General features: G+C 38.1%; 23 protein-coding genes and 1 pseudogene. 13 read left to right on the top strand and 11 right to left on the bottom strand.

Annotated features, from left to right (window positions below; all coding sequences use genetic code 11):
- Positions 1–56 precede the first annotated feature (56 nt).
- Positions 57–1,436, bottom strand: coding sequence for an amino acid permease (locus tag J690_RS18160; protein WP_032037353.1), 1,380 nt, complete (start codon positions 1,434–1,436; stop codon positions 57–59).
- A 378-nt stretch (positions 1,437–1,814) separates the two neighbouring features.
- On the opposite strand from J690_RS18160, the gene prpF reads away from it, so the two are divergent.
- The 3 genes from prpF to J690_RS18145 all read left to right on the top strand — a co-directional run bounded on the left by prpF (position 1,815) and on the right by J690_RS18145 (position 4,506).
- A complete protein-coding gene (gene prpF / locus J690_RS18155; protein ID WP_032037352.1) occupies positions 1,815–3,002 on the top strand; it encodes a 2-methylaconitate cis-trans isomerase PrpF in 1,188 nt (395 codons plus the stop codon).
- Positions 3,003–3,167: 165 nt separating this feature from the next.
- Positions 3,168–4,079 carry a polyprenyl synthetase family protein gene (locus tag J690_RS18150; RefSeq protein WP_032037351.1) on the top strand — a complete coding sequence of 304 codons (912 nt, stop codon included), beginning with the start codon at positions 3,168–3,170 and terminating at the stop codon, positions 4,077–4,079.
- Between the two features lie 58 nt (positions 4,080–4,137).
- Positions 4,138–4,506, top strand: a complete 369-nt coding sequence (locus J690_RS18145; protein WP_032037350.1) for an MmcQ/YjbR family DNA-binding protein — start codon at positions 4,138–4,140, stop codon at positions 4,504–4,506.
- 68 nt (positions 4,507–4,574) lie between these two features.
- On the opposite strand, the gene J690_RS18140 is transcribed toward J690_RS18145, so the two are convergent.
- From J690_RS18140 to J690_RS18125, 4 genes are all read right to left on the bottom strand, one after another.
- Positions 4,575–5,429, bottom strand: a complete 855-nt coding sequence (locus J690_RS18140; protein ID WP_002116544.1) for an SPFH domain-containing protein — start codon at positions 5,427–5,429, stop codon at positions 4,575–4,577.
- Between the two features lie 28 nt (positions 5,430–5,457).
- On the bottom strand, positions 5,458–5,919 hold the full coding sequence (locus J690_RS18135) for an NfeD family protein (protein ID WP_032037349.1): 462 nt from the start codon (positions 5,917–5,919) through the stop codon (positions 5,458–5,460).
- A gap of 105 nt (positions 5,920–6,024) precedes the next feature.
- Positions 6,025–6,942, bottom strand: coding sequence for a patatin-like phospholipase family protein (locus tag J690_RS18130; protein WP_002116244.1), 918 nt, complete (start codon positions 6,940–6,942; stop codon positions 6,025–6,027).
- 66 nt (positions 6,943–7,008) lie between these two features.
- Positions 7,009–7,635 (bottom strand): lysophospholipid acyltransferase family protein, encoded by a 627-nt coding sequence (locus J690_RS18125; RefSeq protein WP_032037347.1) that lies wholly within the window; start codon positions 7,633–7,635, stop codon positions 7,009–7,011.
- Between the two features lie 128 nt (positions 7,636–7,763).
- On the opposite strand from J690_RS18125, the gene J690_RS18120 reads away from it, so the two are divergent.
- From J690_RS18120 to J690_RS18095, 6 genes are all read left to right on the top strand, one after another.
- Complete coding sequence (locus J690_RS18120; protein ID WP_032037345.1) at positions 7,764–9,023, top strand: MFS transporter; 1,260 nt, start codon at positions 7,764–7,766, stop codon at positions 9,021–9,023.
- A gap of 73 nt (positions 9,024–9,096) precedes the next feature.
- A complete protein-coding gene (locus J690_RS18115; RefSeq protein WP_050688061.1) occupies positions 9,097–9,288 on the top strand; it encodes a hypothetical protein in 192 nt (63 codons plus the stop codon).
- A gap of 272 nt (positions 9,289–9,560) precedes the next feature.
- Positions 9,561–10,862, top strand: a complete 1,302-nt coding sequence (locus J690_RS18110) for a DcaP family trimeric outer membrane transporter (protein WP_032037344.1) — start codon at positions 9,561–9,563, stop codon at positions 10,860–10,862.
- Between the two features lie 178 nt (positions 10,863–11,040).
- On the top strand, positions 11,041–12,690 hold the full coding sequence (locus tag J690_RS18105; protein WP_032037342.1) for a phosphoethanolamine transferase: 1,650 nt from the start codon (positions 11,041–11,043) through the stop codon (positions 12,688–12,690).
- A 14-nt stretch (positions 12,691–12,704) separates the two neighbouring features.
- Positions 12,705–13,379 (top strand): DNA-binding response regulator PmrA, encoded by a 675-nt coding sequence (locus tag J690_RS18100; protein ID WP_002116411.1) that lies wholly within the window; start codon positions 12,705–12,707, stop codon positions 13,377–13,379.
- Positions 13,380–13,402: 23 nt separating this feature from the next.
- The gene (locus J690_RS18095; RefSeq protein WP_032037340.1) at positions 13,403–14,737 is read left to right on the top strand and encodes a two-component system sensor histidine kinase PmrB; all 1,335 of its coding nucleotides are present in this window, start codon (positions 13,403–13,405) and stop codon (positions 14,735–14,737) included.
- Position 14,738: 1 nt separating this feature from the next.
- Here the strand turns inward: J690_RS18095 and J690_RS18090 are convergent, their stop codons facing one another.
- From J690_RS18090 to J690_RS18080, 3 genes are all read right to left on the bottom strand, one after another.
- Positions 14,739–15,446: a phosphatase PAP2 family protein gene (locus J690_RS18090; RefSeq protein WP_081405231.1), complete on the bottom strand. Its 708-nt coding sequence runs from the start codon at positions 15,444–15,446 to the stop codon at positions 14,739–14,741.
- A gap of 138 nt (positions 15,447–15,584) precedes the next feature.
- Positions 15,585–16,772, bottom strand: a complete 1,188-nt coding sequence (locus tag J690_RS18085) for an ammonium transporter (RefSeq protein ID WP_016143347.1) — start codon at positions 16,770–16,772, stop codon at positions 15,585–15,587.
- A gap of 302 nt (positions 16,773–17,074) precedes the next feature.
- Positions 17,075–17,959, bottom strand: coding sequence for a LysR family transcriptional regulator (locus tag J690_RS18080; RefSeq protein ID WP_032037337.1), 885 nt, complete (start codon positions 17,957–17,959; stop codon positions 17,075–17,077).
- Between the two features lie 115 nt (positions 17,960–18,074).
- Here J690_RS18080 and J690_RS18075 point away from each other — a divergent pair, with 115 nt between their 5' ends.
- From J690_RS18075 to J690_RS24000, 3 genes and pseudogenes are all read left to right on the top strand, one after another.
- Entirely contained in the window at positions 18,075–18,980 is a 906-nt protein-coding gene (locus J690_RS18075) for an AEC family transporter (RefSeq protein ID WP_032037335.1), read from the top strand.
- A gap of 128 nt (positions 18,981–19,108) precedes the next feature.
- Positions 19,109–20,125: a coiled-coil domain-containing protein gene (locus J690_RS18070; RefSeq protein WP_032037333.1), complete on the top strand. Its 1,017-nt coding sequence runs from the start codon at positions 19,109–19,111 to the stop codon at positions 20,123–20,125.
- Positions 20,126–20,246: 121 nt separating this feature from the next.
- Positions 20,247–20,595, top strand: a pseudogene (locus J690_RS24000) (endonuclease domain-containing protein).
- 61 nt (positions 20,596–20,656) lie between these two features.
- On the opposite strand, the gene J690_RS18065 reads toward J690_RS24000, so the two are convergent.
- The 3 genes from J690_RS18065 to J690_RS18055 all read right to left on the bottom strand — a co-directional run bounded on the left by J690_RS18065 (position 20,657) and on the right by J690_RS18055 (position 25,489).
- Positions 20,657–21,391 carry a DUF4435 domain-containing protein gene (locus J690_RS18065; protein ID WP_032037331.1) on the bottom strand — a complete coding sequence of 245 codons (735 nt, stop codon included), beginning with the start codon at positions 21,389–21,391 and terminating at the stop codon, positions 20,657–20,659.
- Complete coding sequence (locus tag J690_RS18060) at positions 21,384–22,523, bottom strand: AAA family ATPase (protein ID WP_032037329.1); 1,140 nt, start codon at positions 22,521–22,523, stop codon at positions 21,384–21,386. Before J690_RS18060 ends, J690_RS18065 begins: the two co-directional genes overlap by 8 nt.
- Before the next feature lie 68 nt (positions 22,524–22,591).
- Complete coding sequence (locus J690_RS18055; RefSeq protein WP_032037328.1) at positions 22,592–25,489, bottom strand: valine--tRNA ligase; 2,898 nt, start codon at positions 25,487–25,489, stop codon at positions 22,592–22,594.
- Positions 25,490–25,685: 196 nt separating this feature from the next.
- Here J690_RS18055 and J690_RS18050 point away from each other — a divergent pair, with 196 nt between their 5' ends.
- Positions 25,686–26,357: a hypothetical protein gene (locus J690_RS18050; protein ID WP_032037327.1), complete on the top strand. Its 672-nt coding sequence runs from the start codon at positions 25,686–25,688 to the stop codon at positions 26,355–26,357.
- The last annotated feature ends 12 nt before the right edge of the window (positions 26,358–26,369 follow it).

Here is a 26,369-nt window from a genome sequence, read left to right as displayed (position 1 = left end):
ATCTTGTAGTTTTAAATAAAAAAGCCATTGTCTAGACAATGGCTTTTTAGATTTATTTATTCTTCAGGATTCTCAATGGAATCTAGTTTTTTAGGATTTAAATAGTCAAAAAGTACAAGCATTGCCGTAATCCAAATAGGGATCATCATTACTGACTCTTTGAAGCCTTGAGTCCACATAATATAGAGAACCACAGCAATAAACGCTAAAACTGAGTAATTACTAAAAGGTGACCATAACGCTGGAAAAGATGTCTTAATATTCGCGTGCTTAACAAAGCGTCTATACTTCAAGTGTGTAATTGATATCATTGCCCAGTTTAGAACAAGTGCACCAACTACAACATACATGAGATGTCCAAGAGCATCTTCAGGTACAAAGTAATTTAAAAGAACGCAACCAAAGATTAATAAAGCAGAAAGCAGAACAGCGGGAATAGGAACCCCCTGTTTATTGGTTTTTGCAAAAACTTTTGGTGCATTCCCTTGTTGAGCGAGACTGTATAGCATACGGCTATTTGCAAACATCCCACTGTTATAAACAGATAGAGCAGCAGTTAAAATAATAAAGTTAAGTAAGTGTGCAGCCCAACCAATACCCATTTGGCTAAAAATCATAACAAATGGACTTTTGTCGAGACCGCCAAGATCTAATTGGTTCCACGGCACTAATGAAAGTAAAATTGCCAATGAACCGATATAGAAAATCAAGATACGGAAAACGACTTGGTTAATTGCTTTTGGAATCGTTTTTTTCGGATCTTTTGCTTCTGCTGCGGCCATACCAATCAGTTCGATACCACCAAAGGCGAACATCAAGAAAGCCAACATATAGAAGAGGCCGCTAAAGCCATTTGGAAAAAATCCACCATGAGACCAAAGGTTACTAAATGAAATATTTGAGCCTACATCTGCTGTAAATAGCAAATAGAGTCCAAAAACAATCATAGAGATGACCGCAGCAACTTTAATAATAGCGAGCCAGAATTCGGACTCACCATAAAATTTGACGTTTGTTAGGTTAATTGCCGTAATCACGACAAAGAAAAATAAGACAGACGTCCACGCTGGAATATGAGGCCACCAATAATTAATATATTTGGCCACTGCGGTGAGTTCGCTCATCGCAACCAGAACGTAGAGTATCCAATAATTCCATCCAGTTAAAAATCCGGGAAATTTCCCCCAGTATTTATACGCAAAATGGCTGAACGATCCTGCAACAGGTTCTTCAACAATCATTTCTCCCAGGTGGCGCATAATTAAAAAAGCAATTAAGCCACCAATGGCATATCCTAAAATAATGGATGGTCCCGCAGATTGAATCACTTGCGCCGAGCCTAAAAATAATCCGGTACCAATTGCTCCACCCATAGCAATTAATTGGATATGTCGATTTTTTAGTCCTCGTTGAAGTGTAGAAGATTCGTTGGTCAAAGGTCTTCACTCACTATGAATAAGTAAATTATTCTAATAGATGGAGTTATTTTAGCCTAGACTACAAATTAATAAGCAGTGACTGAAAAGTAATTATAAAAACTATTTAAAATCATAATCTTGCATTTAATATTTCTATTTCGAGTGAAAAGTACTCTAAAAAATATAATTTCAGATAGACTTTTTTTCTTAGATTTTGCTTAGATTAAGTCATTGCAAGAGCATTGTTAAATTCACAAAATATGCTCGCGTCAATACGATTGATGTATAAAGCAGATCGCTATCTCTTGGCCTTAAAACAATTTAAGATGAAGAGAAGGGTAAACAAGAATGCTTGTTTTGATATAGAAGAACATAATAGTAAGGATAACAGTTGATATGAGCTCAGTACCGCAAATTAAAATTCCAGCAACTTATATGCGTGGTGGAACGAGTAAAGGTGTCTTTTTTAAACTTGATGATTTGCCGGAAATAGCTCAAGTTGCAGGTCAAGCAAGAGATCAGCTGTTACTACGTGTCATTGGTAGTCCGGATCCTTATGGAAAACAAATTGATGGAATGGGTGGTGCCACTTCGAGTACCAGCAAAACAGTTATTCTCGCTAAAAGTACGCAGTCAGATCATGATGTCGATTATTTGTTTGGTCAGGTTTCAATTGATCAAGCTTTTGTAGATTGGAGTGGTAACTGCGGTAATTTGACTGCGGCTGTTGGTTCTTTTGCGATTTCAAACGGTTTGGTTGATGCCGATCGTATTCCAGAAAATGGTCTATGCACGGTTCGAATCTGGAAAAAAAATATTCAAAAAACTATTATTGCGCATGTGCCTATTACCAATGGACAGGTTCAAGAAACTGGAGATTTTGAACTGGATGGAGTGACGTTTCCTGCCGCTGAAGTTCAAATTGAGTTCTTAGATCCTGCTGATGATGGTGAAGAAGGCGGTGATATGTTCCCGACAGGGAATGTTGTTGACCAATTAGATGTTCCAGAAATTGGTAGTTTTCAAGCGACATTCATTAATGCAGGTATTCCAACCATTTTCTTAAATGCAGAAGATTTAGGCTACGAAGGTACTGAATTACAAGATCATATTAATGGTGATGCAGCAGCATTAGCACGTTTTGAAAAAATTCGTGCCTATGGTGCAGTTCAGATGGGCTTAATTAAAGATATTTCAGAAGCAGCAGCGCGTCAGCACACACCCAAAATTGCCTTTGTTTCTAAACCGAAGAGCTATACGGCATCAAGCGGTAAAAACGTTTCAGAGAATGACGTTGATTTACTGGTTCGTGCTTTGTCGATGGGTAAACTTCACCATGCAATGATGGGAACAGCAGCGGTGGCGATTGGTACGGCTGCTGCTATTCCGGGCACATTGGTAAATTTAGCAGCTGGCGGCGGTGAGCGTGAAGCAGTACGCTTTGGTCATCCATCTGGGACATTACGTGTTGGTGCTCAAGCAGAACTTACTAATGGCCAGTGGATTGTTAAAAAGGCAATTATGAGTCGTAGTGCGCGTGTGTTAATGGAAGGTTGGGTACGCGTTCCGGGTGACAGTTTCTAAAAGTCACTTAAGAATGTAAAAAAGCCTCTCCATTTTGTAGAGGCTTTTTTACATGGGCCTTCGAAAACTCATCACGCACTTTTCATAGTGAATCGTGTATGATGTAGCGCATGAATGCTTCATGACATTCAATAAAATTTCTCTACTGATTTTATCGAGGCGACTGTGTCATCACTCTCTCAAGTTAATGCGGATGTTTTAAAACAAGCTCAACAACGTATTCAACAAGATTTATTGACGACACTGGCCGCATTTTCAATTCCAGAACCTTTAAAAAGTGCAGTACACCATGCAGTCATGCTTGGTGGAAAACGTGTGCGTCCAGCTTTATGTTATGCCACGGCTTCTTTACAGCCAAATCCGAATTTTGCTGCGGCTCGCCGTGCTGCGGTTGCAGTTGAACTTATTCATTGTTACTCACTAGCGCATGATGACTTGCCTTGTATGGACAATGATTTACTGCGTCGTGGTCAGCCGACTTGTCATGTTGCGTTTGGTGAAGATACGGCTTTGCTTGCAGGCGACATTTTACAATCAATGGCTTTTGAGATTTTAGGGAGCCGTTTGTTCGATGAACAAGGGCAGGGTACCGATGCCGCGATTGTATTAAAACAAATGCAGATTTTAGCAACTGCCAGCTCCAAAATGGTCTCTGGACAGGTATTAGATTTGCAAGCTGAAGGTAAGAAAATTACTCAAGACGAACTTGAAAATATCCATCGCAATAAAACTGGTGCGCTCATTCAGGCTGCCATTATGATGGGTGCCGTGACCATTTTCTCTGGAACAGATCAAGCAATTCCAAAGTTACGTCAATATGGGCAGACGATTGGTTTGGCTTTTCAAGTATTAGACGATATTCTTGATATTACTTCGAGTACCGAAACCTTGGGTAAAACCGCAGGTAAGGATGAACAAGTACAAAAATCGACGTACCCAGCTTTAATGGGTCTCGAACAAGCAAAGTCCTATGCTAAAGAATTGCATGATCAAGCTTTTGAAGCCTTAGCTCACTTTGGTGACGATGCAAAAGAATTAGTAGATATCTCACAATTCCTTTTAGCACGTACCAATTAATAATATTAAATCAATATTCATAACTTCTATTCATATTCAATGAATAAGGGAGAAAAGAATGAATGGTGCTCAGCTTCATCAAGCTGCAATTGAAATCGCTCGCAATCTTCCTTTTAGCCAACAGGATCATCCATTTGGGCCTGAATATGAAGTTTTTAAAATTTTAGAAAAAATGTTCATGCTGACCGCAGAAGTAGCTGACGTCAAAATAGTTAATGTCAAAAGTGATCCCTATAAAAGTCAGGAATATCAGGAGCTCTATTCATTTATTATTCCGGGTTATCACATGAATAAAAAGCACTGGATTTCGATTACACCGCATAAGAACTTAACAAGCGATTTACTTCAAGACTTGATTCACGACTCTTATGACTTGGTCGTAAAAAAGCTACCTTTGAAAGATCAAAAAAGATTAAACAACCAATAATACTCAATATAAAACGGCGACATAGTAGTCGCCGTTTTTATTTCAATTACGTATTGAAAGTTCCTAAATTAATTATGTTTTCCCATAATTCCGCGAATTGTATTTAAAACATCGGCTGGTAAAACCACAGTTTTAGCATTGCTTGATTTCGCCATATCTTGCATTGCTTTGACATACTGTTCACCTAACAGATAAGCAACAGGCGTTTCTTTATCACCCACTGCACTTGTCACCATCTCAATGGCTTTTTGTGAAGCTTCTGCCAAAACAACTTGTGCTTCTGCATCACGGCGGGATGCTTCTAAGCGACCATCAGCTTCTAAAATTGCAGCTTGTTTTTCACCATCAGCTCTCGTTACTGTAGCACGGCGTTGACGTTCTGCGGCAGCTTGAGCTTCCATGGCAGCTTGCATGGTAGAAGAGGGTTGAATATCTTGAATTTCAACAGTTTTTAAAGTGATACCCCAATCTGAAATATCATCAGAAATAGCAGCTTTGAGCTTCGCTTTAATATGATCTCGTGAAGACAAAGCATCATCTAGATCCATTTCACCGACAATAGAACGTAATGAAGTTTGTACAAGGTTTTGAATTGCCCATGTATAGTTTTCAATACCATAAACCGCTTTTTCTGGTGTGGTTAAATTAATATATGCCACAGCATTCATGAGTAATACAGCATTGTCGCGCGTAATCACTTCTTGAGATGGGATATCTAACACAATATCTTTAGTGGTAACTTTATAAGCCACTTCATCGACATAGGGAATCACAAAATTAAGCCCCGGATTAAGGGTAGAATGATATTTCCCTAAACGTTGAACAATCCACTTATAACCCTGAGGAACAATACGAACCCCTTTAAAAATGGTGACAGCCACAAAAGCCAAAAAGGCTAAAACAATAATAGTACCGACTGGCATGAAAATACCCTCTCTTTATCTTTAATGTTTATGAAGTACCATGGGACTGGACAATTAAGTCGTTACCCGAAATATCAATAACTCTAACACGGTCACCGACTTTGACTGGTGTGGTGCTTCGGCAGTTCCACTCATCGGCCCCTAAAATAGGCATTGGAAAGCGAACAATAATTTGATCATGGTCGAGACCGGTTTGGATCACCATACCAATTTGACCAATCGTCGCTTCACGGGGTAATCCCGCTTTAGTTTTATCAATTGATAATGGTTTAATAAATTTGAACCAAAGAATGGTGCATAGCACTGACAGAGCTATCCACAATACAATTTGCGTTGTGAGGCTAATATCTGGAAATAACCAGTAGAGAAAGCACACCATAATGGCGGCAATACCAAACCAAAGCGCGGCAAAGGCGGGTAGAATCAGTTCAGAAAGAATAAGTAAGATACCCAATACAAACCAGTGCCAAGGTTGTATAACAAACTCCATAGATCTGCTCTTTTATATATCTTTATGATGGGTAAAAGTGACTCAATATCACTTTTACCACTGTAGCAGATGATGGGGAGTGTGGATAGAAAAAAACCACCTCAATTAGAATTTAGGGCGTGGTGCAGGCTTAAACGCAGCTGGAGATTTTTTGAAGTTTGCAATTGCAGTTTCAACTTGGCGTATTTGCGCTTGAGCTGCTTTTTCGCCTTCCAAAATTGCTTGGTTACTTGATTTGAGATCAAGAGTACCTAGGTGACCAACTTTAGGTTGAATGACAACATTGGCCTGCTTGAGCTCTTCATTAATACTTTGTTGACCCATGATATTAATAGTTTGATCCAGTAATCCCCACATGTTTGCTGGGCGGTTTCCTGCTGGACGCGCAGAAATATCGACTGCAATGACAATATCTGCACCCATGTCACGAGCTGTTTTAACAGGAATTGGGCTAACCAATCCACCGTCGACATATTTCTGCTTGCCAATTGTTGTTGGTACAAACACATTTGGAATACTGCAAGATGCACGCACTGCTTGGCCTGCATTACCTTTAATGAAGTCAGCTTTTTGACCATTATCAAGGCGTGTTGCCACGGCAGCAAAACGGATTGGGAACTTCTCAATCGGTTTATTGCCTACATTACGGTTAACGTAGTCCTGTAACTTTTGTCCTAGAATAATACCCTGACGATTAAGTGTTAAATCGCGGATATCTGATTCTTGTAACTTCAGCGCTAGACTTTGCAACTGATAAGGCGTTTGTCCACTTGCGTAGATACTTCCAACAAAGCTACCGGCACTGGTACCCGTGACAATTTTAGGTTTAATTCCGTGAGACTCTAAAACCTTAATTACACCAATGTGTGAAAATCCTTTTGCTCCACCGCCACCTAAAGCAAGTGCAATCACAGGTTCACGGGCTTTCATTGAGGTTGTCGGTGTTGGTGTTTTGCTAAATTTATCACAGCCAAATAGTGCTAGAGAGATAAATCCAATACTGGCAAATTGAGCAATTTTCATCTTTAAAAATAATCTACGTCGAGATAAATTAAGAGGGCTCATGAGACCAGATTTGCTCAATTTTTGCTAGGTTTTTTTCACTAGATTTTGTAAAGGTTCGGCAAGCCAATTGCGATTTTTAGGTGAAATTTTTCCTTCATAACGCTCAAAAATCTTGGTGAGATCTTCATCATAGTTGCCACTTGGGTTTAGGTGACCTAAGCAGTGAATCGTCTTGTGATCATAATCAAAAGAAAACATCACAATGGGAATATTGGCTTTTGCAGCGATATGATAAAAGCCACTTTTCATTTTTTTTGCTTTTTTACGTGTGCCTTCGGGCGCCATTCCAATCCAGATCTTGTCATATTTTTGAATGGTTGCAACGACTTGCTCAGTAAGTCCATTGGCTGTGTCACGTTTAACTGGAATGACCCCAGCCCAATCTAAAGCTCGTTTAAACGGTGGTTTAAAAAGGGCATCTTTACCCAATACTGTAATTTGGATACCTAATCCGAAAATCGCAAGAAAGCCATACCATCCATCAATATTGGAAGTATGGGGGGAAATAATTGCCACTGCTTTTGGAAAATTAGGAACTTCGCCTTCAATTGTCCAGCCTTGCGCTAAAAAAAGTTTTTTAAATAGTGCTCGGCTTAAAGCAGTACCGCGTTGAGGCACCAAATCAGGTAAATTAGGGAAATGTTGATCCATATTTTTTTAAATTTTAACTTGTCCTAGTTTTATCTTAATCTTTTGAAATATATGCTTCATTGGCAAAATGTAAGAACAACATGACATTTGATGTTATTCCTCATTAAACAAATAAAAAGTAGGTTTCTATGTTGCGGCAGCAAAATCTTTATCTTCTGCTATTTTCCTTATATTGGGCACAAGGACTGCCTGTTGGGTTTATGACCCATGCTTTACCCGTGATCTTAAGGGCAGAAGGAGTTTCACTCGCCCATATTGGTGGCTTTGGCTTATTAATGTTGCCATGGTCAATCAAGATTTTTTGGGCGCCATGGGTCGACCGACACGCACTTTCCCGTTTAGGACATTATCGTAGTTGGATTCTACCTACTCAGTTTTTGACTGTGGGTGTACTGTGTATTTTGTCTTTTTTCCCTGTTCAAGCTTTAGATCAACCTATTTATTTATTCGCATTTTTTATTTCCCTTCTTTTTATGAACTTAACTGGAGCAACACAAGACATTGCTACCGATGCTTTAGCAGTCAACTTGTTAAAACATGATCAGCAGCATTGGGGCAATACATTTCAGGTCATTGGTTCGCGGTTAGGTTTTATTGTTGGGGGAGGCGCCGTACTTTGGTGCTTAGACTGGTTAACATGGCAACCCACTTTTTTGCTATTAGCAACCATAGTATTTTTAAATACTCTACCAGTTTGGTTATTTAAAGAGCCTCAACATTCTTCTCATGCGAGTTGCGAACTCAAACTTGATCAGCAAAATTTAGTCCTAAAAATTAAAGCTTACCTAAGATATTTCTCTCAAAATAAAGAGCTCCGCTCTTGGTTAATGGTACTGATCACTTTTAAAGTAGCAGACGGCTTAGCAGGGCCATTACTTAAACCTTTAATGGTGGATATAGGATTAAGTTTTACTCAAATTGGTGTTTACATCACGATGCTCGGTGCAGTAGCAGCACTCGCTGGGGCGGCAATAGCAGGAGGCGTGCTTAAATACTTTTCAAGACCAGCAGCATTAATTGGCTTTTCAATTTTTAAAATTATGAGTCTAGGAGCCTATGCTTATTTAGCCTATGCCTATGAACAAAAAATTCAGTTGAATGTCTGGGTTATATATACAGTCAATGCTTTAGAAGATGCATTCTCGGCAATGCTGTTGGTGGTTATGTTGACTCTGGTCATGCATTACAGTCGAAAAGAATATGCGGGAACAGACTTCACCTTTCAGGTTTCAGTCATGGCGACTGTTAGCGGTCTTCTTTATAGTTTTAGTGGGGTGATTGGAGATTTACTCGGTTATTTCCATTATTTGATAGCTATTGTCATTATTGCAGTGATCAGTTTACTGCCTATTTTCCTATGGAAACATGAGAAACTACAGGAAAAATAATGTTAACTAAATGAAATAAAGAACTTTAATATTGCTCAAGTAGTGATCTAAGCTTTATATAATACCTTTGTCTATGTTTTTAAAAATGTATATTTTTAGCTATTTAAATGCTCAATTAATTGTGCCATCTTGTGTGGGTAGCAAATGGAAGCTAAATGGAGAAAAAATGGATTTGGATAACAAGAAAAATCATGTGAATCAATCAAAATGGGCAGAAGAATGTTCAATTAGATTGGTTATTAGCCTAAAGTCTAAAAAAGAATAATGAAATAACGATTTAATCATTCTATAAGATAAGAGAGTTGTGTAGGATTCGTTACAACATGAAGTTAAGGTAAAAATCTGTAAATCAAAGTATGTTTTTTATGTCTTTGTTTATCGGTTTTAGTCTTGCACAACGTTGAAATTGGTTTTGGTTGCGGTAATAAAATTAATGTAACCAATGTGGAGGAGAGTTGATTTTTTAGCCCCTAATTTAATGGCGTAAATCAACTTGGCATGGATAGGCAACATAAAATATATTTTTAGGAGTTTTTGATGGATCTATTCCTTAATCGTAAATCTTTCGTTATTAAAAGTTTAGCTCTTACAGTTACAGCTTTAATGATGAGTGGGGCACATGCTGCGACTTCCGACAAAGCGGAAATTCAACAGCTTCGTAAAGAAGTTGAAGCGTTAAAAGCTTTAATTCAAGAACAACGTCAAGTTCAGCAACAACAACAGCAAGTACAGCAACAACAGCAAGTACAGTTAGCAGAAGTTAAGGCACAACCTCAAGCTGCTGCACCAGCTTCTCCATTAGCAGGATTTAAATCTAAAGCTGGTGCTGATGTGAACCTATATGGTTTTGTTCGTGGTGATGCTAACTATATTATTGAAGGTGCGGATAACGACTTTGGTGATGTAAGTAAGTCAGACGGTAAAACTCATGATAAATTACGTGCGACTGCTAAAACAACACGCCTTGGTTTAGACTTTAATACGCCTGTTGGAGACAACAAAGTAGGTGGTAAGGTCGAAGTCGATTTTGCTGGCTCAACAACAGATTCAAATGGCTCATTGCGTATTCGTCATGCTTATTTAACTTATAATAACTGGTTGTTTGGTCAAACAACGTCTAACTTCTTGTCTAACCATGCACCAGAAATGATCGACTTCTCGACAAACATTGGTGGTGGTACTAAACGTGTACCTCAAGTACGTTATAACTACAAGTTAGGACCAACTACACAATTATTTGTTTCTGCTGAAAAAGGTGATAGCACTACTTCGGTAGCAGGCGATAGCATTAAGTATAGCCTACCTGCATTAACTGCTAAAATCACTCAAGGCTATGCAGAAGGCAGAGGCTCTGCTTCAGCTCGTGTTCTAGTAGAAAATTATAAATCACAACTTGCTGATGATGATAAAACTGGCTGGGGTGTAGCTGTTGGTACTGACTTTAAAGTGTCTGATCCTTTAAAACTCTTTGCTGATGCATCATATGTTGTTGGTGATAATAGCTACTTATATGGTAGTAACACTCCTTATGCAGTAGAAGGTAATTCTATTGAGCAAAATGAATTTGTAGCAGTACAAGTGGGTGGAACTTATAAGATTTTACCTAACTTACGTTCTACTTTAGCATATGGCGCGCAGTTCTCTGATGACGGTACTGATTTTGCAAGATTGAATGCATCTGCAAATGAAAAAGTTCAACAAGCATGGATTAACTTCATCTATACACCAGTTAAACCAATTGATTTAGGCGTTGAATACGTAAACGGTAAACGTGATACTTTTGAAGGTAAATCTTACAAAGACAACCGTGTTGGTTTAATGGCTAAATATAGTTTCTAAAAACAATATTTAGTTAAAAACTCAAAAGACGAGGTTAAATCTAACCTCGTCTTTTTTTATATAAATTAAAAGAATTAGTATGCTTTAAAGCTCCTGAATTAGATCATTTTTTATTTAAGTCATTTTTAAGTTTCAATTTCTACATTAGAGCATCATAAAAAGATTGTAGTCACCCAAGATGCTGAATTTTTTTTCTACTTTAAAACATAAACAGATTTCGCTGTTTATGTTTAATTTGATTATAGCCATTTGGTTAGGGGCAGTTCTAAATATTGGTTTTTATCACCAAGTACATCTTTTAACTCCATATTTTGGAATAAAGGCTATTCTATTTCTAGCTGCTACAGTAGTTATTGTGGTTGCTGCTTATTATGCGGTTTTACAGATTTTAAACTGGAAATGGACTGCTAAAATTTTTGCAATTTTACTGATCGTGATTGGTGGTTTTAGCTCTTATTTCGTCAATACATTAGGTGTAATTATCTCACCTGATCAGATTCAAAATATGATACAAACCGATGTCTCTGAAGTTTCTGATTTAATTTCATTGCGTTTCGGGCTTTGGACAGTTTTCTTTGTTGCTTTGCCGATTATTTTAATTACTCAGGTAAAACTTAAACAAGAAAAAGTATCTTATTTATTGATGAAAAAGCTTGGTTCGATTGTAGCCTCATGTGCAATCGTGGGTATTTTACTATTTGTTTACTATGTTGATTTTGCATCTATTTTCCGTGAGCATCGTGATTTAAAAGGTATGATCTCACCACAAAATAGCATTTCATCTTTAATGTCTTATTATCACAAAATGGCGCCTAAGAAGAACTTGCCACTTATACATTATGGAGAAGATGCTCATCAAGTTCAGCAAGTACAAAGCAACTTGCCTAAATTAATGGTTTTGGTGGTAGGTGAGACAGCTCGTGCGGAAAGTTTTGCATTAAATGGTTATCCGAAAAATACGAATCCGGAACTTTCTAAACAAGATATTTTGAATTTTTCCCAAGTCAGTTCATGTGGTACAGCAACTGCTGTGTCGGTTCCATGTATGTTCTCTGGAATGCCTCGCATTGACTATGATGAACAGTTAGCAAGTCACCGTGAAGGTCTATTGGACATTGCTAAACGTGCGGGTTACCAAGTAACTTGGATTGATAATAATTCTGGTTGTAAGGGTACTTGTGATCGTGTTGAACAGTACAAAATACCTGAAAAGTTAAAGCAAAAATGGTGTAAAGATGGCGAATGCTATGATGATATTTTAATCGATAGCTTAAATGAGTATTTAGCGACTATTCCTAAAGAAGACACTCGTCCGCGACTCATTGTTTTACATCAAGTCGGAAGTCATGGTCCAGCCTATTACAAGCGTGCACCTGCCCAATATCAATCGTTTAAACCGACTTGTGATACTAATGCGATACAGGGATGTTCTCAAACAGAGTTATTAAATAGTTATGATGACACGATTGTATATACAGACCATGTGTTAAGTCAGATCATTAATAACCTAAAAGAATTATCGAAATATCAAACAGGTTTATGGTATTTATCTGATCATGGTGAATCAACGGGTGAACATGGTTTATATTTACATGGTTCACCGTATGCAATTGCACCGACCCAACAAACGCATGTACCAATGATGATGTGGTTTTCTGATAGCTGGAAACAACACAACCTTGCACAAGTAAGTTGTTTAGGCCAACAAACGAAAGAAAAGTTAAGTCAGGATAATTTATTCCCAAGCTTACTGAGTTTGTTAGGTGTAAAAACTCAGGTCATCAACCCTCAACTGGATATGCTGCACTCTTGTGCCCATGTGAATTAAAGCGAGCCTAGAACATGACAAAAATCTTGATGATTGAAGATGATTTTATGATTGCAGAGTCAACAATAACGTTGCTGCAATATCATCAATTTGAAGTGGAGTGGGTCAATAATGGCTTAGACGGTCTGGCTCAGTTGGCTAAAAATAAATTCGATTTAATTCTTTTGGACTTAGGACTACCTATGATGGATGGCATGCAGGTCTTAAAGCAAATTCGCCAAAGAGCAGCAACTCCCGTCTTAATTATTTCAGCGCGAGATCAGTTACAAAACCGTGTTGATGGCTTAAACCATGGTGCAGATGATTACTTGATCAAACCATACGAGTTTGATGAATTACTTGCTCGTATTCATGCGCTATTACGCCGTAGTGGCGTAGAGGCTCAGCTTGCGAATCATGAGCAACTATTACAAAGTGGTGATCTGGTTTTAAATGTTGAACAACACATTGCTACATTCAAAGGACAGCGTATTGATTTGTCTAATCGTGAGTGGGCAATTCTGATTCCTTTAATGAGCCACCCAAATAAAATCTTTTCTAAAGCAAATCTTGAAGATAAGTTATATGATTTCGATAGTGATGTGACCAGTAATACGATTGAAGTATATGTGCATCACCTGAGAGCTAAACTCGGGAAAGACTTTATCCGAACTATTCGAGGATTGGGTTACCGTTTAGGGCAATCGTAACTTAATTTTGGAACTTCATAACAGTGCATTATTCATTAAAAAAACGACTGATTTGGGGCACCTCAATTTTCAGTGTCATCTTAGGTTGTATATTAATTTTTAGTGCGTATAAAGTTGCACTGCAAGAAGTTGATGAAATTTTAGATACCCAAATGCGTTATTTAGCTGAGCGAACAGCTGAATATCCATTAAAAACGGTAAGCAGTGAATTTGATTTTCATAAAACTTATCATGAAGAAGATCTGTTTGTAGATATTTGGGCTTATAAAGATCAAGCCCATTTATCACACCATCTCCATTTATTGGTTCCACCTGTTGCACAAGCTGGCTTTTACTCACATAAAACCAGTAACGGCTTAATCCGTACCTATGTTTTACCGTTAAAGGATTACCAGATTCAGATTAGCCAGCAAGAAAAGGTTCGTGAGGCTTTTGCTTGGGAACTTGCAGGTAGCATGTTCATTCCATATTTGATTATCTTACCATTTGCGATTTTTGCTTTAGCTGCAATTATTCGTCGTGGGCTGAAGCCGATCGATGACTTTAAAAATGAACTGACCCATCGTGACTCAGAAGAGCTGACGCCTATTGAAGTTGTAGATTATCCTCAAGAATTGTTACCTACAATTGATGAAATGAATCGACTTTTCGAGCGCATTTCTAAGGCACAAAACGAGCAGAAACAGTTCATTGCAGATGCAGCCCATGAACTCAGAACCCCTGTGACTGCTCTAAATTTACAAACTAAAATTTTAATTAGTCAATTTCCTGAGCAGGAATCGCTGCAAAATTTGAGTAAAGGATTAGCGCGTATTCAGCACTTGGTGACACAGCTTTTAGCGCTGGCTAAGCAGGATGTTTCTTTAAGTGTGATTGAACCGACGAGGGCTTTTCAGCTTAATGATGTCGCTTTGAATTGCGTTGAGCAGCTTGTTAATCTGGCTATGCAAAAAGAAATTGACTTGGGGTTTGTTCGTAACGAACCAATTGAAATGCATAGTGTTGAGCCAACAGTTCATTCAATTATTTTTAACTTAATTGATAACGCTATCAAATATACGCCCCATGAAGGGATGATTAATATTTCTGTTTTCACTGCAACAGATGGCGATGCATGTATACAAATTGAAGATAGCGGCGCGGGGATCGACCCAGAACATTATGATAAAGTCCTAAAGCGTTTTTATCGTGTACATCATCATCTTGAAGTGGGGAGTGGTTTAGGTCTATCCATTGTTGATCGAGCAACTCAACGTTTAGGTGGGAATTTGACACTAGACAGAAGTTTAGAGCTTGGTGGACTTTCGGTTTTGGTTAAACTTCCAAAGATTTTACATGTTCACGAAACAAGGACTTGAGTTAGATAAGTTCTTGTTTGATTCGTTTTTCAAACTCAAAGCGGTGAATACAAACGGCATAAAATAAGATATTTACCGCCCAAACTACCCAACCTGTCCATAAATTATGACTCAGGAAATGTGCTCCACGCATCATTTGTGCCCATCCCATCATAAAACCTAATAAAATGCCTGAAATGAGATAAAAATAGGCACGTTTGGGTTGTTCAAGACGATAAACAAAATAACCTGTCATTAAAATAAAGCCAGCGCTTGCATGGCCGCCCGGAAAACAATGCCCATGCTTAGCAGTAAAATCCCATACATAACTTAAAGCAGTCGGATGAACCATATTCCAAGGGCAGGCATGAGCCGATTGTGATTTTAAGAGACCAACCAGTGCGCTACCAATCATGCTCACAAAAAACATATAACCATATTGCCAGCGATAAAGCTTTAATTTCTCAACTTTAAATGACGCAAGCCATAGACCGAAAAAGATGACATAAATGCCAGTAATGATCTGTTTTACAATTTCATGATTAAGCCTTTCCAGATACCAATTGTCTCGATTGAAAAAATGACCTGTTGAATCAATCCAAGGCTGGATGAGGTACATATCAATTTTCCCACCCACTGGAAAAACGATTAAAAGCAGAAAAAAACTGAAAAACAGAAGAATGATATTAATCTGGAAAAATTGTTTTTGTTGATTCATGCCGTGCAACATCAATTAGATTGTGGGTAAAGGCATTACATAAAATAAAACTTAAATTGCTCTTAAACTATACTGAAGAAAGAAGTTCAATTTTCCTTAAAAATAAAAAAGCGACGAGAAGTATCGTCGCCCTGAGCACTTTAGAAAGTATTAAAACATACCCTCTTCAGAGTTTGCTGAAATTTTATGAATAGACAAATCTGCACCACGAAACTCATCTTCTTGAGATAAACGAATGCCGATAGTTGCTTTAAGCAAGCCGTAAACAATAAAGCCACCCGCAAGCGCAATAGCGATCGCGAGCGCTGTCCCGATGAGCTGTGAGATGAATGATACGCCGCCTAAGCCACCAAGCCATTGTTGACCAAATAGGCCTACTGCAATACCACCAAATGCGCCGCATACGCCGTGTAAAGGCCATACACCTAACACATCGTCAACTTTAAGTTTGTTTTGAGTATAGGTGAATAGATACACAAACATAGCCCCAGCTGCACCACCAATAACAAGTGCACTGATTGGATGAACAATGTCAGAGCCGGCACAGATTGCGACTAAACCTGCAAGTGGACCGTTGTGTAAGAAGCCTGGGTCATTTTTCCCAATCGCATTTGCTGTAATTGTACCCCCAACCATTGCCATAAGTGAGTTAATGGCAACTAAGCCAGAAATTGCATCAACACGCTGAGCACTCATTACATTAAAGCCAAACCAGCCGACAATTAAAATCCATGAGCCAAGTGCCAAAAATGGGATAGACGATGGCGGGTGAGCACTTACACGACCATCTTTCTTATAACGACCAGAACGCGCACCCAATAAAATGACAGCAGCAAGTGCAATCCAACCGCCCATGGCATGAACTACGACTGAACCCGCAAAGTCGTGAAAAGCTGCGCCAAAGGTTGTTTCTAACCACTTTTGCAGACCGTAGTTACCATTCCAGACCATACCTTCAAAAAATGGATATACAAGCGCAACTAAAGCAAGTGTGGCAATTGCTTGTGAACGCATTTTTGCACGTTCAGCAATACCACCCGAAATAATGGCAGGAATTGCCGCAGCAAAAGTGAGTAAGAAGAAGCAACGCATAAGGTTATAGCCATGATCACTTGATAAAACCGTACCATCATGGAAGAAGTGCTGGCCATAAGAGATGTAGTAGCCAACAAAGAAATATGCGATTGCAGAAAGGGCAAAGTCAGTCAGAATTTTACTAAGTGCGTTCACCTGATTTTTGTGGCGAACCGTACCAAGTTCCAAGAATGCAAAACCTGCGTGCATGGCAAGAACCAAAACAGCACCAAGTAATAAGAAAAATAGATCTACATTTTGCATAGCATGCTCGAAAAAAGTGCTAAATTCCATTTTGGAACAAATCTGGGTCTGTAAATTGCACCAAAATAGATTTAAGGAATCTAAAAACCTAAGCTTGTCGAAACAAACTCAATTGCATAAAAGTGAATATGCAATAAGCGCACCAATTTGGATTAAATAAGTGGTTTTTGGCGATAAATGGTGCGTTGATTTGGTTAAAGAGGGGCAGTTTTGGCGCTTTTTACGTTACAAGTCATCTAATGTGCTTATAAATTGACCTGAAAAAGTTCGTTATAAAATTCCTAAAAATTATTCGTAATCATTTAATGATTTGACCAAACCGATTGTGCGACTTCAATAAAAGCTTTCGCAGCGGGACTCATATGCTTTTTATTTTTGACTGCAAGACCAATAGAACGTTTAAGGTTTGGTTTAAAAGGGCGTTTAACCACGTTGGGATAAAGTGACAGTAACTCTTTGGTGAGCACCATATCAGAGACAATAGAAATCCCTAATTGATTGTGAACCATGCTAACGATACTTAGAATTTGTGAAACATAAAACTTGATGTCTGGTTTCACATCAAAGTTTTTTAAAATTAATTCGACCTGATGTCGACTCCCCGCCATTGTCATAATAAAAGGGCAATTTTCTAGCTGTACTGGATCAATATAGAGTTGTTGGGCGAGCGAGTAACTATTCGGAATTAGGGCAACAAAACGATCTTCAATTAAAGGGAATGTATCGAATCGCTCATCTGGCATAATCAAGAAACCAACTTCTATACGCCGTTCCAATAGCCACTGGGCAACTTCTTTATCTTCACCTTCATCAATATAAATTTCGATTTTAGGGTAGCGCTGCCGAAAGGTTTCTAAAATTTCAGGCAATAGATAAATAGAGGATGAAGCCCCAAAAGATCCAATACGTAATGTGCCTTCGTTTAAACCGTGGATTGCAGCCACTTCTTTTTCTAAGGTATCAGAAATACTCAATAGCTCTTTTACATGTGTAAGAAGCTGCTGACCTGTCGTAGTCAGCTCAATATCACTTTGGGTTCTTGAAATTAGGTTAATGCCCCATTGTTGTTCTAATGATTTAAGTGCATGAGAAACTGCCGACTGTGAAATTCCCAGCTTTTCTGCAGTAGCAGTGAAGCTTTTTAGTTCAGCAATGAGTGCAAAAATTTCAAGCTGGGTAAATGTCATGTTGTATTTGTTATGAGTAAAAACTCATTTTATCATGAGTTTTCATTATCTTTAATATATGAGTAAGCCAAGGTAGTTGCCAAACAACAAGCCCTAACAGAACTCGAGTAAAGAAATGAATAGCATTGTTTTATCTCTTTTTCCTTTAGTTGCATTAATTGCATCGGGATACTTATTTAAAAAATATCGCTTTTTTAGCGATGAGTTTTGGGCTGGGGCAGAGAAGCTTAATTACTATATTTTATTTCCCGCTTTGCTTTTTAGTACGCTATCGACTGCAAAAATTGACTTACAAAGTTTGAGTACAGCCATTATTGCGATGTTGATTGTGGTCTTAGCTGTGACCACCTTTTTATACATACTCCGAATGTTTTGGCACATACCGCCTGCACGTTTTGGTGTGCATGTACAAAGTATGGTTCGCTTTAATACCTATATTGGTTTGGCTTTAGTGACTTCACTTTTTAAAAGTGAAGGAATGGCAATTCTGGCAATTTTATTGGCGCTTTGCATTCCTCTTGTGAACGTTATTTCGGTGCTTGCTTTAACCTCTAAAGAACACATGGCAATTAAACCTGTTTTGATTGCACTCCTTAAAAACCCTTTAATTGCATCGTGTGTAGTCGGGGCAGCAGTCAATGCACTTCATATCCCAATTTGGGAAGGCTTTACTCAGTTTATTAAGCTTTTTTCAATGTCGAGTTTGCCGCTAGGGTTGTTATGTGTTGGCGCAGCTTTACAGTTTATGCAAATTAAAAAAGACATTGTGGTATTGGCAGCAGACACGTTTGCTCGGCTTTTAGCAGTGCCTGCTTTGGCTTACGCGGTCTGCATGTGGTTTGGTTTACCAAGCTTACAAACGCAAATTTTAGTCATTTTCTTTGCGCTACCGACTGCTTCAGCTTCATACATTTTAACCAAAGTTTTGGGTGGAGATAGTCAGCTCATGGCAGCCGTGATTAGCTTTCAAACTCTATGTGCTGCCGTGACTTTGCCATTAGTGATTTGGTGGATCTCTTAATGTATAAACTTTAGTTAAGTCGTATTGTATTTTCTAAAAATGAATAGGCTGATTCTGACTTAAAGAATGCCTGACTACCTTACTCATCTGATTATTGCTACACTTTTTTCTTTTTCAGGTGGATGAGTATGTCCTTTGATCTTAAAGTGAGCTTGCAGCAAAGGTCTGAACCATCTGCACAGCAGAAAAAACTGAATCGCCTGATTGATAAAATAGAACAGCAAAAAGTTAGCCTGAGCACATGGCAAAATGCACAAGCTGAGATTCAACAGCACATTCGGCAAAAACTGATGCCTGTGTATAACGATTTGCATGAAGTGCTATTTCAGCAGCTAGAGCAACTTTGGAATATGCTGCATAGCCATGAGTTTTCCAAAGCAGACATACAACAACTAGATGAAAAAATTGCCCAACTTGCACAAATGTTGAAGCGCTCCAAAATCCTATCTGCTGAGCAGTTAGAGTTAGTGAAGCAAATCGATACCTTTTATGAGCAACATACACGAGAGTCAGCAAGGAAGAATAAAAAAGCTCAGTCAATAAAATCTGAATATGAAGAAAGCGTTGATCAACGTGCAGATTTAGAAGAGGACTTTGAAAAGTATGCTGCTGAGCAACAACAAGAGAGAGAACAAGCCAAGCAGCAAAGACAGCAACAGAAACGTGAACAAGCTGAGCAAATGGCAGCCCAGTCGCTCAAAACAGTTTATTTAAAAATTGCCGCGATGATTCACCCAGACCGTGAGCAAGATGAAACAAAGAAACAGGAAAAAACTGAGTTGTTCCAACAAGCAAGTCAGGCCTACGAAAAGCAGGATTTGTTTTATTTACTCAAACTCCAGTTACAGCTTGAACAGAATACAGGGTTAGGCACTAAAGAATTATCTGCGGAGCAGTTACGGTTTTATAAACTGGCTTTGGATGCACAAAGTCAGCAGCTTGAAAGTCAAATTGCTGAGATTTTAGATTCTTTTCAGTTAGCAAAGAGTGTAAAAGTAGAACATATACATATCAGTGATGTTTATAAAGCTGTAGATGCTGATTGTGCTGAGTTAAAGCTGCAGGTGAAGTGGGAAAAGGAGCGTTTAAAGCATATGAAAAAGGTGAGTGGGGTGGAGATGTTGTTGGGGCATGGGGTGCTATAACCTCTCCTGAAAGGAGAGGAACTTCATTGCGTATCGAATAACAAGTTTTAATTCACAAAGGATACTGCTTCTCCCTTAGTGAGAGGGCTGGGGTCAGGTTAATTAAAATGGAAAATAAAGAATGAAACTAAATCCACAATTATTAGAATTCGCTAAAACTATGTGAAGCAATGCAACAGATGCAAAAAGCTTAATGTGGCAATTACTTCGTGCCAAGCGGTTTAGAATCATAAATTTCGTCGGCAGTATGTGATTACACCGTATATTGTAGATTTTACTGCCATGAAATAGATTTGGTCATTGAGCTGGATGGTGGTTAGCATAATACTGCTGATGGTCGAGCTTACGATGTCGCACGAACTAAGTTTTTAGAAGTTTTGGGTTTGATAATTGTGCGGTATTGGAATTATGATGTTTTGGGTAGGATTGATGTAATGTTGAAGGACTTATGGTGTTTTATTTTAACTTGAAAAATACCTTTCTAACCCTCTCCTAGAGGGAGAGGGTTATTATCGGATATAGAACATAGGATTATGATGGGCATAACCCACCAACTTTATTAAATAGGCCCTGAATATGACCATTCTCAATATTTATAGGAGTCTGGATCATCCAGGCTTGAGGATTAAAAGTTCCTGAATTAGCCTTATCATTTAAAAACCATGCGCCCAACGAAATTAAATTTTTTCCTCTTAATTTATAATGATAATTATGAATTAAGTCTTGGTAGAGTTTGTCATTAAATACTTCCCCATTCTTTAATAATGTAAAATTGTTTATATTATTTTCGCTTTCAAAAAACTTGAAAGGGGTTACTTTTAGACTTGAATTTCTTGAGAGAGCCAAAGTAAACCATTTAATATATTTTTCTAAATGATTCTTATATTCGTTAATATTTTTATGTGTAAGAATTATTTCTTCAACTTTTGAGTCTATATAAACATCATTCTCAATTGAATATCCTGTTGTAGTTAAAATTCTATCATGCTGATATTTTTGTGGAATACCATTAATAATCCAAGTATCTTGATCAACAATAAAAATACATTTATTAATTTGTGAAGTATCTTTTATTTCAGTAAATACTTTTAAAACATTAGGACGGCATCCAGCGGCAATTAAACTTAAATCTTGATCGAAATAAATTCTTTCAAGTTTTCTATATACAAGAATGTCATCTTTACCTTCTATAATTACATTAATTAGGTCCGATCTCTCAATAGTACTAATGATCTCAGAAACAGAAGGATATTTAGGATCACTCATTACTTTCTCCTAAATTTTCTGAATTACCTTTATCTTGACGTATATCTACACATACTTCTTTTTCTGGATATTTACTATATATAAATGGTGAATGAGTGGTAATGATAAATTGATTAGAAGGATTTTGTTGATTAAGCATTAAAAAAAGTCGTCTTTGCCAATCTACATGTAGGCTTAATTCAGGCTCATCTATGAAAAATATTGTGTTGTTATAAAAGGCATTATAGCAGATAAAACTCAGCATTTGTTTTTCACCTGCTGATAGCATATTTGATTTAATAGCAGTAGCCGCATCACCAAAAGTAATTTTTTTAGTGAATTCAATGCCAGATTTTTTAAATATTTTTTGTACTACATTTTGTACTTCTAATAATGGCTTCATAGCCTTGTTTCTAAGTTTTTCAGAAAACTCGATTTCAGTTTTAATTTTATCAATTAACTTGATTGCTTCCTCTAATTCATCTTTCCTATTTCTATCATCTTTTGAGAAACTTGAAATTGAGCTAATAATTTTGTTGGCTTGATCCTTTTGAATTTCGTTAGAATACTCTGAAATTTTGGTATATTCTTTTAATAATAAATTGGAAATATCAACAGATGAAATTGAAGTTACAAAAACATGATCATTGTTAGATAAATGAGTTGATAATTTCCCTAATGCATCCTCGATTTCATTTTTTGTAATTTTTCTATAGAAAGAGTTATTGTAATTATTATCTAATGTAAAACCACCTTCGATTCTTCGGAAAGTTGGTAAAAATACACTGCTTCCAATATTTTTTATATATCGATTTGCTTCATCCTCAGCTGATATAAGAACATCTTCATCTTGATAATCCATGAAGGTAAGTGTTTCCCTATCTTTTGGTGTAATGGAGACAGTGCAATAATTTCTTCTAATTAAATTGACTCTAATCTCATATAAATCTGTTCTTATTAGACAATTTCTAAAATTAATCTCTTCAATAGCTTTATCAATATTACCACTGATGATGTACCAAACTAGTTTTAAAATATTAGTTTTACCTGCACCATTCTTCCCTGTTAATACATTAATATCATCATGAAAGTTTAATATTATTATACCGTCACGTCCAAATAATGAATCAATTTCTACATATTTTATTTTCATTAAAAAACCCCTTCAAGTCTGAAGGGGATTTTATCTTGATTTTTTACTAAATAACAACCAATCTAATACTAAAGCGCAGCAATTTGCTTCATATTCGCTTTAACTTTCTCTAACTGAGCAGCAAACTCAGCAAGCTTCGCTTTTTCACCTTCAACAACCGCTGCTGGTGCTTTAGATACAAAGCCTTCGTTTGCAAGTTTGCCCGCGATTTGGTCGTGTTGCTTTTGGATTTTATCCAAGTCTTTTTGCAAACGAGCAAGCTCAGCTTTAGGGTCGATTAAGCCTTTCATTGGTACAAATACCGATGCATGGCTTACAACGCTAGAGCAAGATAATGGCGGTTCTTGATCTTTATTCAAAAATTCAATGCTTTCAACTTTAGCCAAGGCTTTGAACAATGCTTCAATACGAATAATTTGTTCACGTTCAGCGTCAGAAGTGTTTTGAAGTAATACTGGCAACAAGCGTGCATTACCTAAGCCCAACTCACCACGAATGTTACGTACTGCACCAATCAAGCCTTGAAGCCATTGCATATCTGCTTCAGCTTGTTCATTGATTTTTGCTTGCTCAGGAATAGGGTATTGAGCAGTCATAATGGTTGGGCCGCCTTGACCAAGCATTGGGGCAAGCGTTTGCCAGATTTCTTCTGTCAAATATGGCATAAGCGGATGAGCCAAACGTAAAGAAGCTTCCATGACTGCAAGCAATACACGGCGTACTTCAGCTTTACGCTCTTCAGACACTTCTGCATCATTCAGAACTGGTTTAGTTAACTCAACGTACCAGTCACAGTATTCATTCCAGATAAAGTCGTAAATCGCTTGAGCAGCAAGGTCTAAACGATACGTTGCAAACGCTTGATGTACAGCAGCTTCTGCTTTTTGCAAACGGCTGATAATCCATTGTTCTGGAAGTTCCCATAGATCAGGACGCGCTTCTTGACCAACAGTTTGGCCTTCAACATTCATCAAAACGAAACGAGTTGCGTTCCAGATTTTGTTACAGAAGTTACGGTAGCCTTCAACACGTTTTAAGTCGAACTTGATATCACGACCAGTGTTTGCAAGTGCACAGAACGTGAAACGAACTGCGTCAGTACCATAAGCATTAATGCCTTCTGGGAACTCTTTGCGCGTTGATTTTTCAATCTTCGCTGCATCTTTAGGGTTCATTAGGCCAGTTGTACGTTTTGCAACTAAGCTTTCTAAATCAATACCGTCAATCAAGTCTAATGGGTCGAGTACGTTACCTTTAGACTTCGACATTTTTTGACCTTCACCATCACGTACCAAGCCGTGAACGTAAACAGTCTTAAATGGAACTTGCGATGAACCATCTTCATTTTTCATGAAGTGCAAGGTCATCATGATCATGCGGGCAACCCAGAAGAAAATGATGTCAAAACCAGTCACCAACACATCTGTTGGGTGGAAAGTTTTTAAGAAATCATTTGCTGCGTCTTTTTGTGCGTCGCCAGTCCAACCTAAAGTTGAGAATGTCCAAAGTGCAGATGAGAACCATGTATCAAGAACGTCTTCGTCTTGTTTAAGTTCAACGTCAGCAGCGATGTTATTTTTCGCGCGGACTTCTTCTTCGTTACGGCCAACATAGATGTTGCCATTTGCATCGTACCAAGCTGGAATACGGTGACCCCACCAAAGCTGACGTGAAATACACCAGTCTTGAATGTCACGCATCCACGCCATGTACATGTTGCTATATTGTTCTGGAACAAACTTAATGCGACCATCTTGAACTGCTTCAATTGCAGGTTCAGCAAGCGGAGCAATTTTTACGTACCATTGGTCAGTCAATAATGGCTCAATGATCACGCCTGAACGGTCGCCACGTGGCGCTTTTAAGTCATACGGTTGGATTTGATCTAACCAGCCTTCCATTTCCGCTTGAGCAACTAATTTTTTACGTGCTTCAAAACGCTCTAAACCAGCATATTCCGCAGGTGCAGTAATGGTTTTAGAAATTTGTTCGCCAGCTTTGGCAATATATTCAAACTCACCTAAAACTTCGGCGTTTTTGTTGAAGATATTAATGATTGGCAAGCTATTGCGTTTACCTAGATCATAGTCATTGAAGTCATGAGCAGGGGTAATTTTTACACAGCCAGTACCGAAGTCTTTTTCAACGTAGTCATCTGCAACGATCGGAATTAAACGACCAGTAATTGGCAATACAATGTTTTTACCAACAAGGTGCGCATAACGCTCATCTTCAGGGTGAACAGCAACAGCAGTATCACCAAGTAAAGTTTCAGGACGAGTTGTTGCAACGACTAAATAGTCTTTGCCGTCTTGAGTTTTAACTGATTTGTCTTCAAAGAAATATTTAAAGTGCCAAAGTGAGCCTTTTTCTTCTTTGCTTTCTACTTCAAGGTCAGAAAGTGCTGTTTGAAGTTTAGGGTCCCAGTTTACTAGGCGCTTACCGCGGTAAATTAAACCGTCTTCGTGTAAACGAACGAATACTTCTTTAACTGCGTTTGATAAACCTTCGTCCATCGTGAAGCGTTCACGTGACCAGTCTACCGAAGAACCTAAGCGACGGATTTGTTTAGTGATCGTGCCGCCAGATTGTTCTTTCCATTCCCAAACTTTTTCAATGAACTTTTCACGGCCTAAGTCGTGACGAGTTACACCTTGTAGGCCAAGTTGACGCTCAACAACCATTTGAGTTGCAATACCAGCATGGTCTGTACCCGGTTGCCACAAAGTGTTTTTACCCATCATGCGGTTATAACGGGTGAGGGCATCCATAATGGCATTGTTAAAACCATGGCCCATGTGCAAACTACCAGTGACGTTTGGTGGCGGAATCATGATACAGAATGATTCACCGTGACCAGAAGGTTTGAAGTAACCTTGTTCTTCCCACGTTTTGTACCACTTCTTTTCGATCTCGGTTGGATCGTATGTGGTTGCAATATTTTGAGCGGTTTGAGCGTCAGTCATAGTAGCTTAGATCGAATATGCATAAAAAATTGCATCTATTGTAGCAAAAAAATGCCTCGAAATTAATGTGCTGAAAACAGATAAACGGTTTTGTATTTTTTTCAAAAAACGGTAGATTTATGAAAGATGGATCACAATTTAATCGTGTGGCGACACGGCACAAAAATTACAAAAGAATTGAAAAAGGATGCTGCTGATGAGTTATGAAGTTTTTTTGAAAATTTCCGATTCGACTTATACACAATTCGAGGCTATTCGACAAAAACTGCATGATGGGGTAAGCCAAAGTCAGGCAAAAGTTTTGGGGGATGTATTGTCTGATCTTTCTTGTGAAATTATTGAGCAGGTTTTTTCTGTGCTTTTACAGTCAGGAAATGCAAGCATGTCTCCAAAACAACAGGCTGAGTCTGAAAAAGTTATTCACCAAGTTTTAGAGACTTTTCGAAAATACATGCCGTGGTCGGTTTCATTCTTTGGAAATGAACGTCTTTTACCCTTAGTTGACTACATGACCTCTCTCATGAAAGAGCAAGGGCAGCAAGTTTATATTACCTATCCGGTCACACTTCAACTCGTACAACAAGCCGAAACTCTTACCCAGCAAATTCGTGACGGTAATATGCAAAGCATTACGGCTGCATTTGAAACGCTCATACAAATTGTGGATTTAGGCGTAACAAGCCTAGTACGTGAACCTAAAAAGCGTTTAAAATTTAATTTGGTTGTCGATAAAACTCTTAACGGAGTCATCAACATGACGACGCATTTGGGCTATAAACGTTTGGAAAAGTTAGGGACACAGGTCGATCAGACCACAGCAACTCATTATATCAACCACTTTTTGGCCTTCATGCACCAAGCAGCATAATTTAAAAAGATA

This window comes from Acinetobacter sp. 742879, assembly GCF_000588535.1.
Taxonomy (GTDB): domain Bacteria; phylum Pseudomonadota; class Gammaproteobacteria; order Pseudomonadales; family Moraxellaceae; genus Acinetobacter; species Acinetobacter pittii.
This window is presented reverse-complemented; position numbering and strand designations above follow the sequence as displayed.

Excerpts from the sequence above, each read along its gene's own strand:
- prpF (WP_032037352.1), top strand. The coding sequence starts at position 1,815 with ATGAGCTCAGTACCGCAAATTAAAATTCCAGCAACTTATATGCGTGGT.
- J690_RS18145 (WP_032037350.1), top strand. The coding sequence starts at position 4,138 with ATGAATGGTGCTCAGCTTCATCAAGCTGCAATTGAAATCGCTCGCAAT.
- J690_RS18140 (WP_002116544.1), bottom strand. The coding sequence starts at position 5,429 with ATGCCAGTCGGTACTATTATTGTTTTAGCCTTTTTGGCTTTTGTGGCT.
- J690_RS18135 (WP_032037349.1), bottom strand. The coding sequence starts at position 5,919 with ATGGAGTTTGTTATACAACCTTGGCACTGGTTTGTATTGGGTATCTTA.
- J690_RS18130 (WP_002116244.1), bottom strand. The coding sequence starts at position 6,942 with ATGAAAATTGCTCAATTTGCCAGTATTGGATTTATCTCTCTAGCACTA.
- J690_RS18125 (WP_032037347.1), bottom strand. The coding sequence starts at position 7,635 with ATGGATCAACATTTCCCTAATTTACCTGATTTGGTGCCTCAACGCGGT.
- J690_RS18120 (WP_032037345.1), top strand. The coding sequence starts at position 7,764 with ATGTTGCGGCAGCAAAATCTTTATCTTCTGCTATTTTCCTTATATTGG.
- J690_RS18115 (WP_050688061.1), top strand. The coding sequence starts at position 9,097 with ATGTTTTTAAAAATGTATATTTTTAGCTATTTAAATGCTCAATTAATT.
- J690_RS18110 (WP_032037344.1), top strand. The coding sequence starts at position 9,561 with ATGGATCTATTCCTTAATCGTAAATCTTTCGTTATTAAAAGTTTAGCT.
- J690_RS18105 (WP_032037342.1), top strand. The coding sequence starts at position 11,041 with ATGCTGAATTTTTTTTCTACTTTAAAACATAAACAGATTTCGCTGTTT.
- J690_RS18100 (WP_002116411.1), top strand. The coding sequence starts at position 12,705 with ATGACAAAAATCTTGATGATTGAAGATGATTTTATGATTGCAGAGTCA.
- J690_RS18090 (WP_081405231.1), bottom strand. The coding sequence starts at position 15,446 with ATGTTGCACGGCATGAATCAACAAAAACAATTTTTCCAGATTAATATC.
- J690_RS18085 (WP_016143347.1), bottom strand. The coding sequence starts at position 16,772 with ATGCAAAATGTAGATCTATTTTTCTTATTACTTGGTGCTGTTTTGGTT.
- J690_RS18080 (WP_032037337.1), bottom strand. The coding sequence starts at position 17,959 with ATGACATTTACCCAGCTTGAAATTTTTGCACTCATTGCTGAACTAAAA.
- J690_RS18075 (WP_032037335.1), top strand. The coding sequence starts at position 18,075 with ATGAATAGCATTGTTTTATCTCTTTTTCCTTTAGTTGCATTAATTGCA.
- J690_RS18070 (WP_032037333.1), top strand. The coding sequence starts at position 19,109 with ATGTCCTTTGATCTTAAAGTGAGCTTGCAGCAAAGGTCTGAACCATCT.
- J690_RS18065 (WP_032037331.1), bottom strand. The coding sequence starts at position 21,391 with ATGAGTGATCCTAAATATCCTTCTGTTTCTGAGATCATTAGTACTATT.
- J690_RS18060 (WP_032037329.1), bottom strand. The coding sequence starts at position 22,523 with ATGAAAATAAAATATGTAGAAATTGATTCATTATTTGGACGTGACGGT.
- J690_RS18055 (WP_032037328.1), bottom strand. The coding sequence starts at position 25,489 with ATGACTGACGCTCAAACCGCTCAAAATATTGCAACCACATACGATCCA.
- J690_RS18050 (WP_032037327.1), top strand. The coding sequence starts at position 25,686 with ATGAGTTATGAAGTTTTTTTGAAAATTTCCGATTCGACTTATACACAA.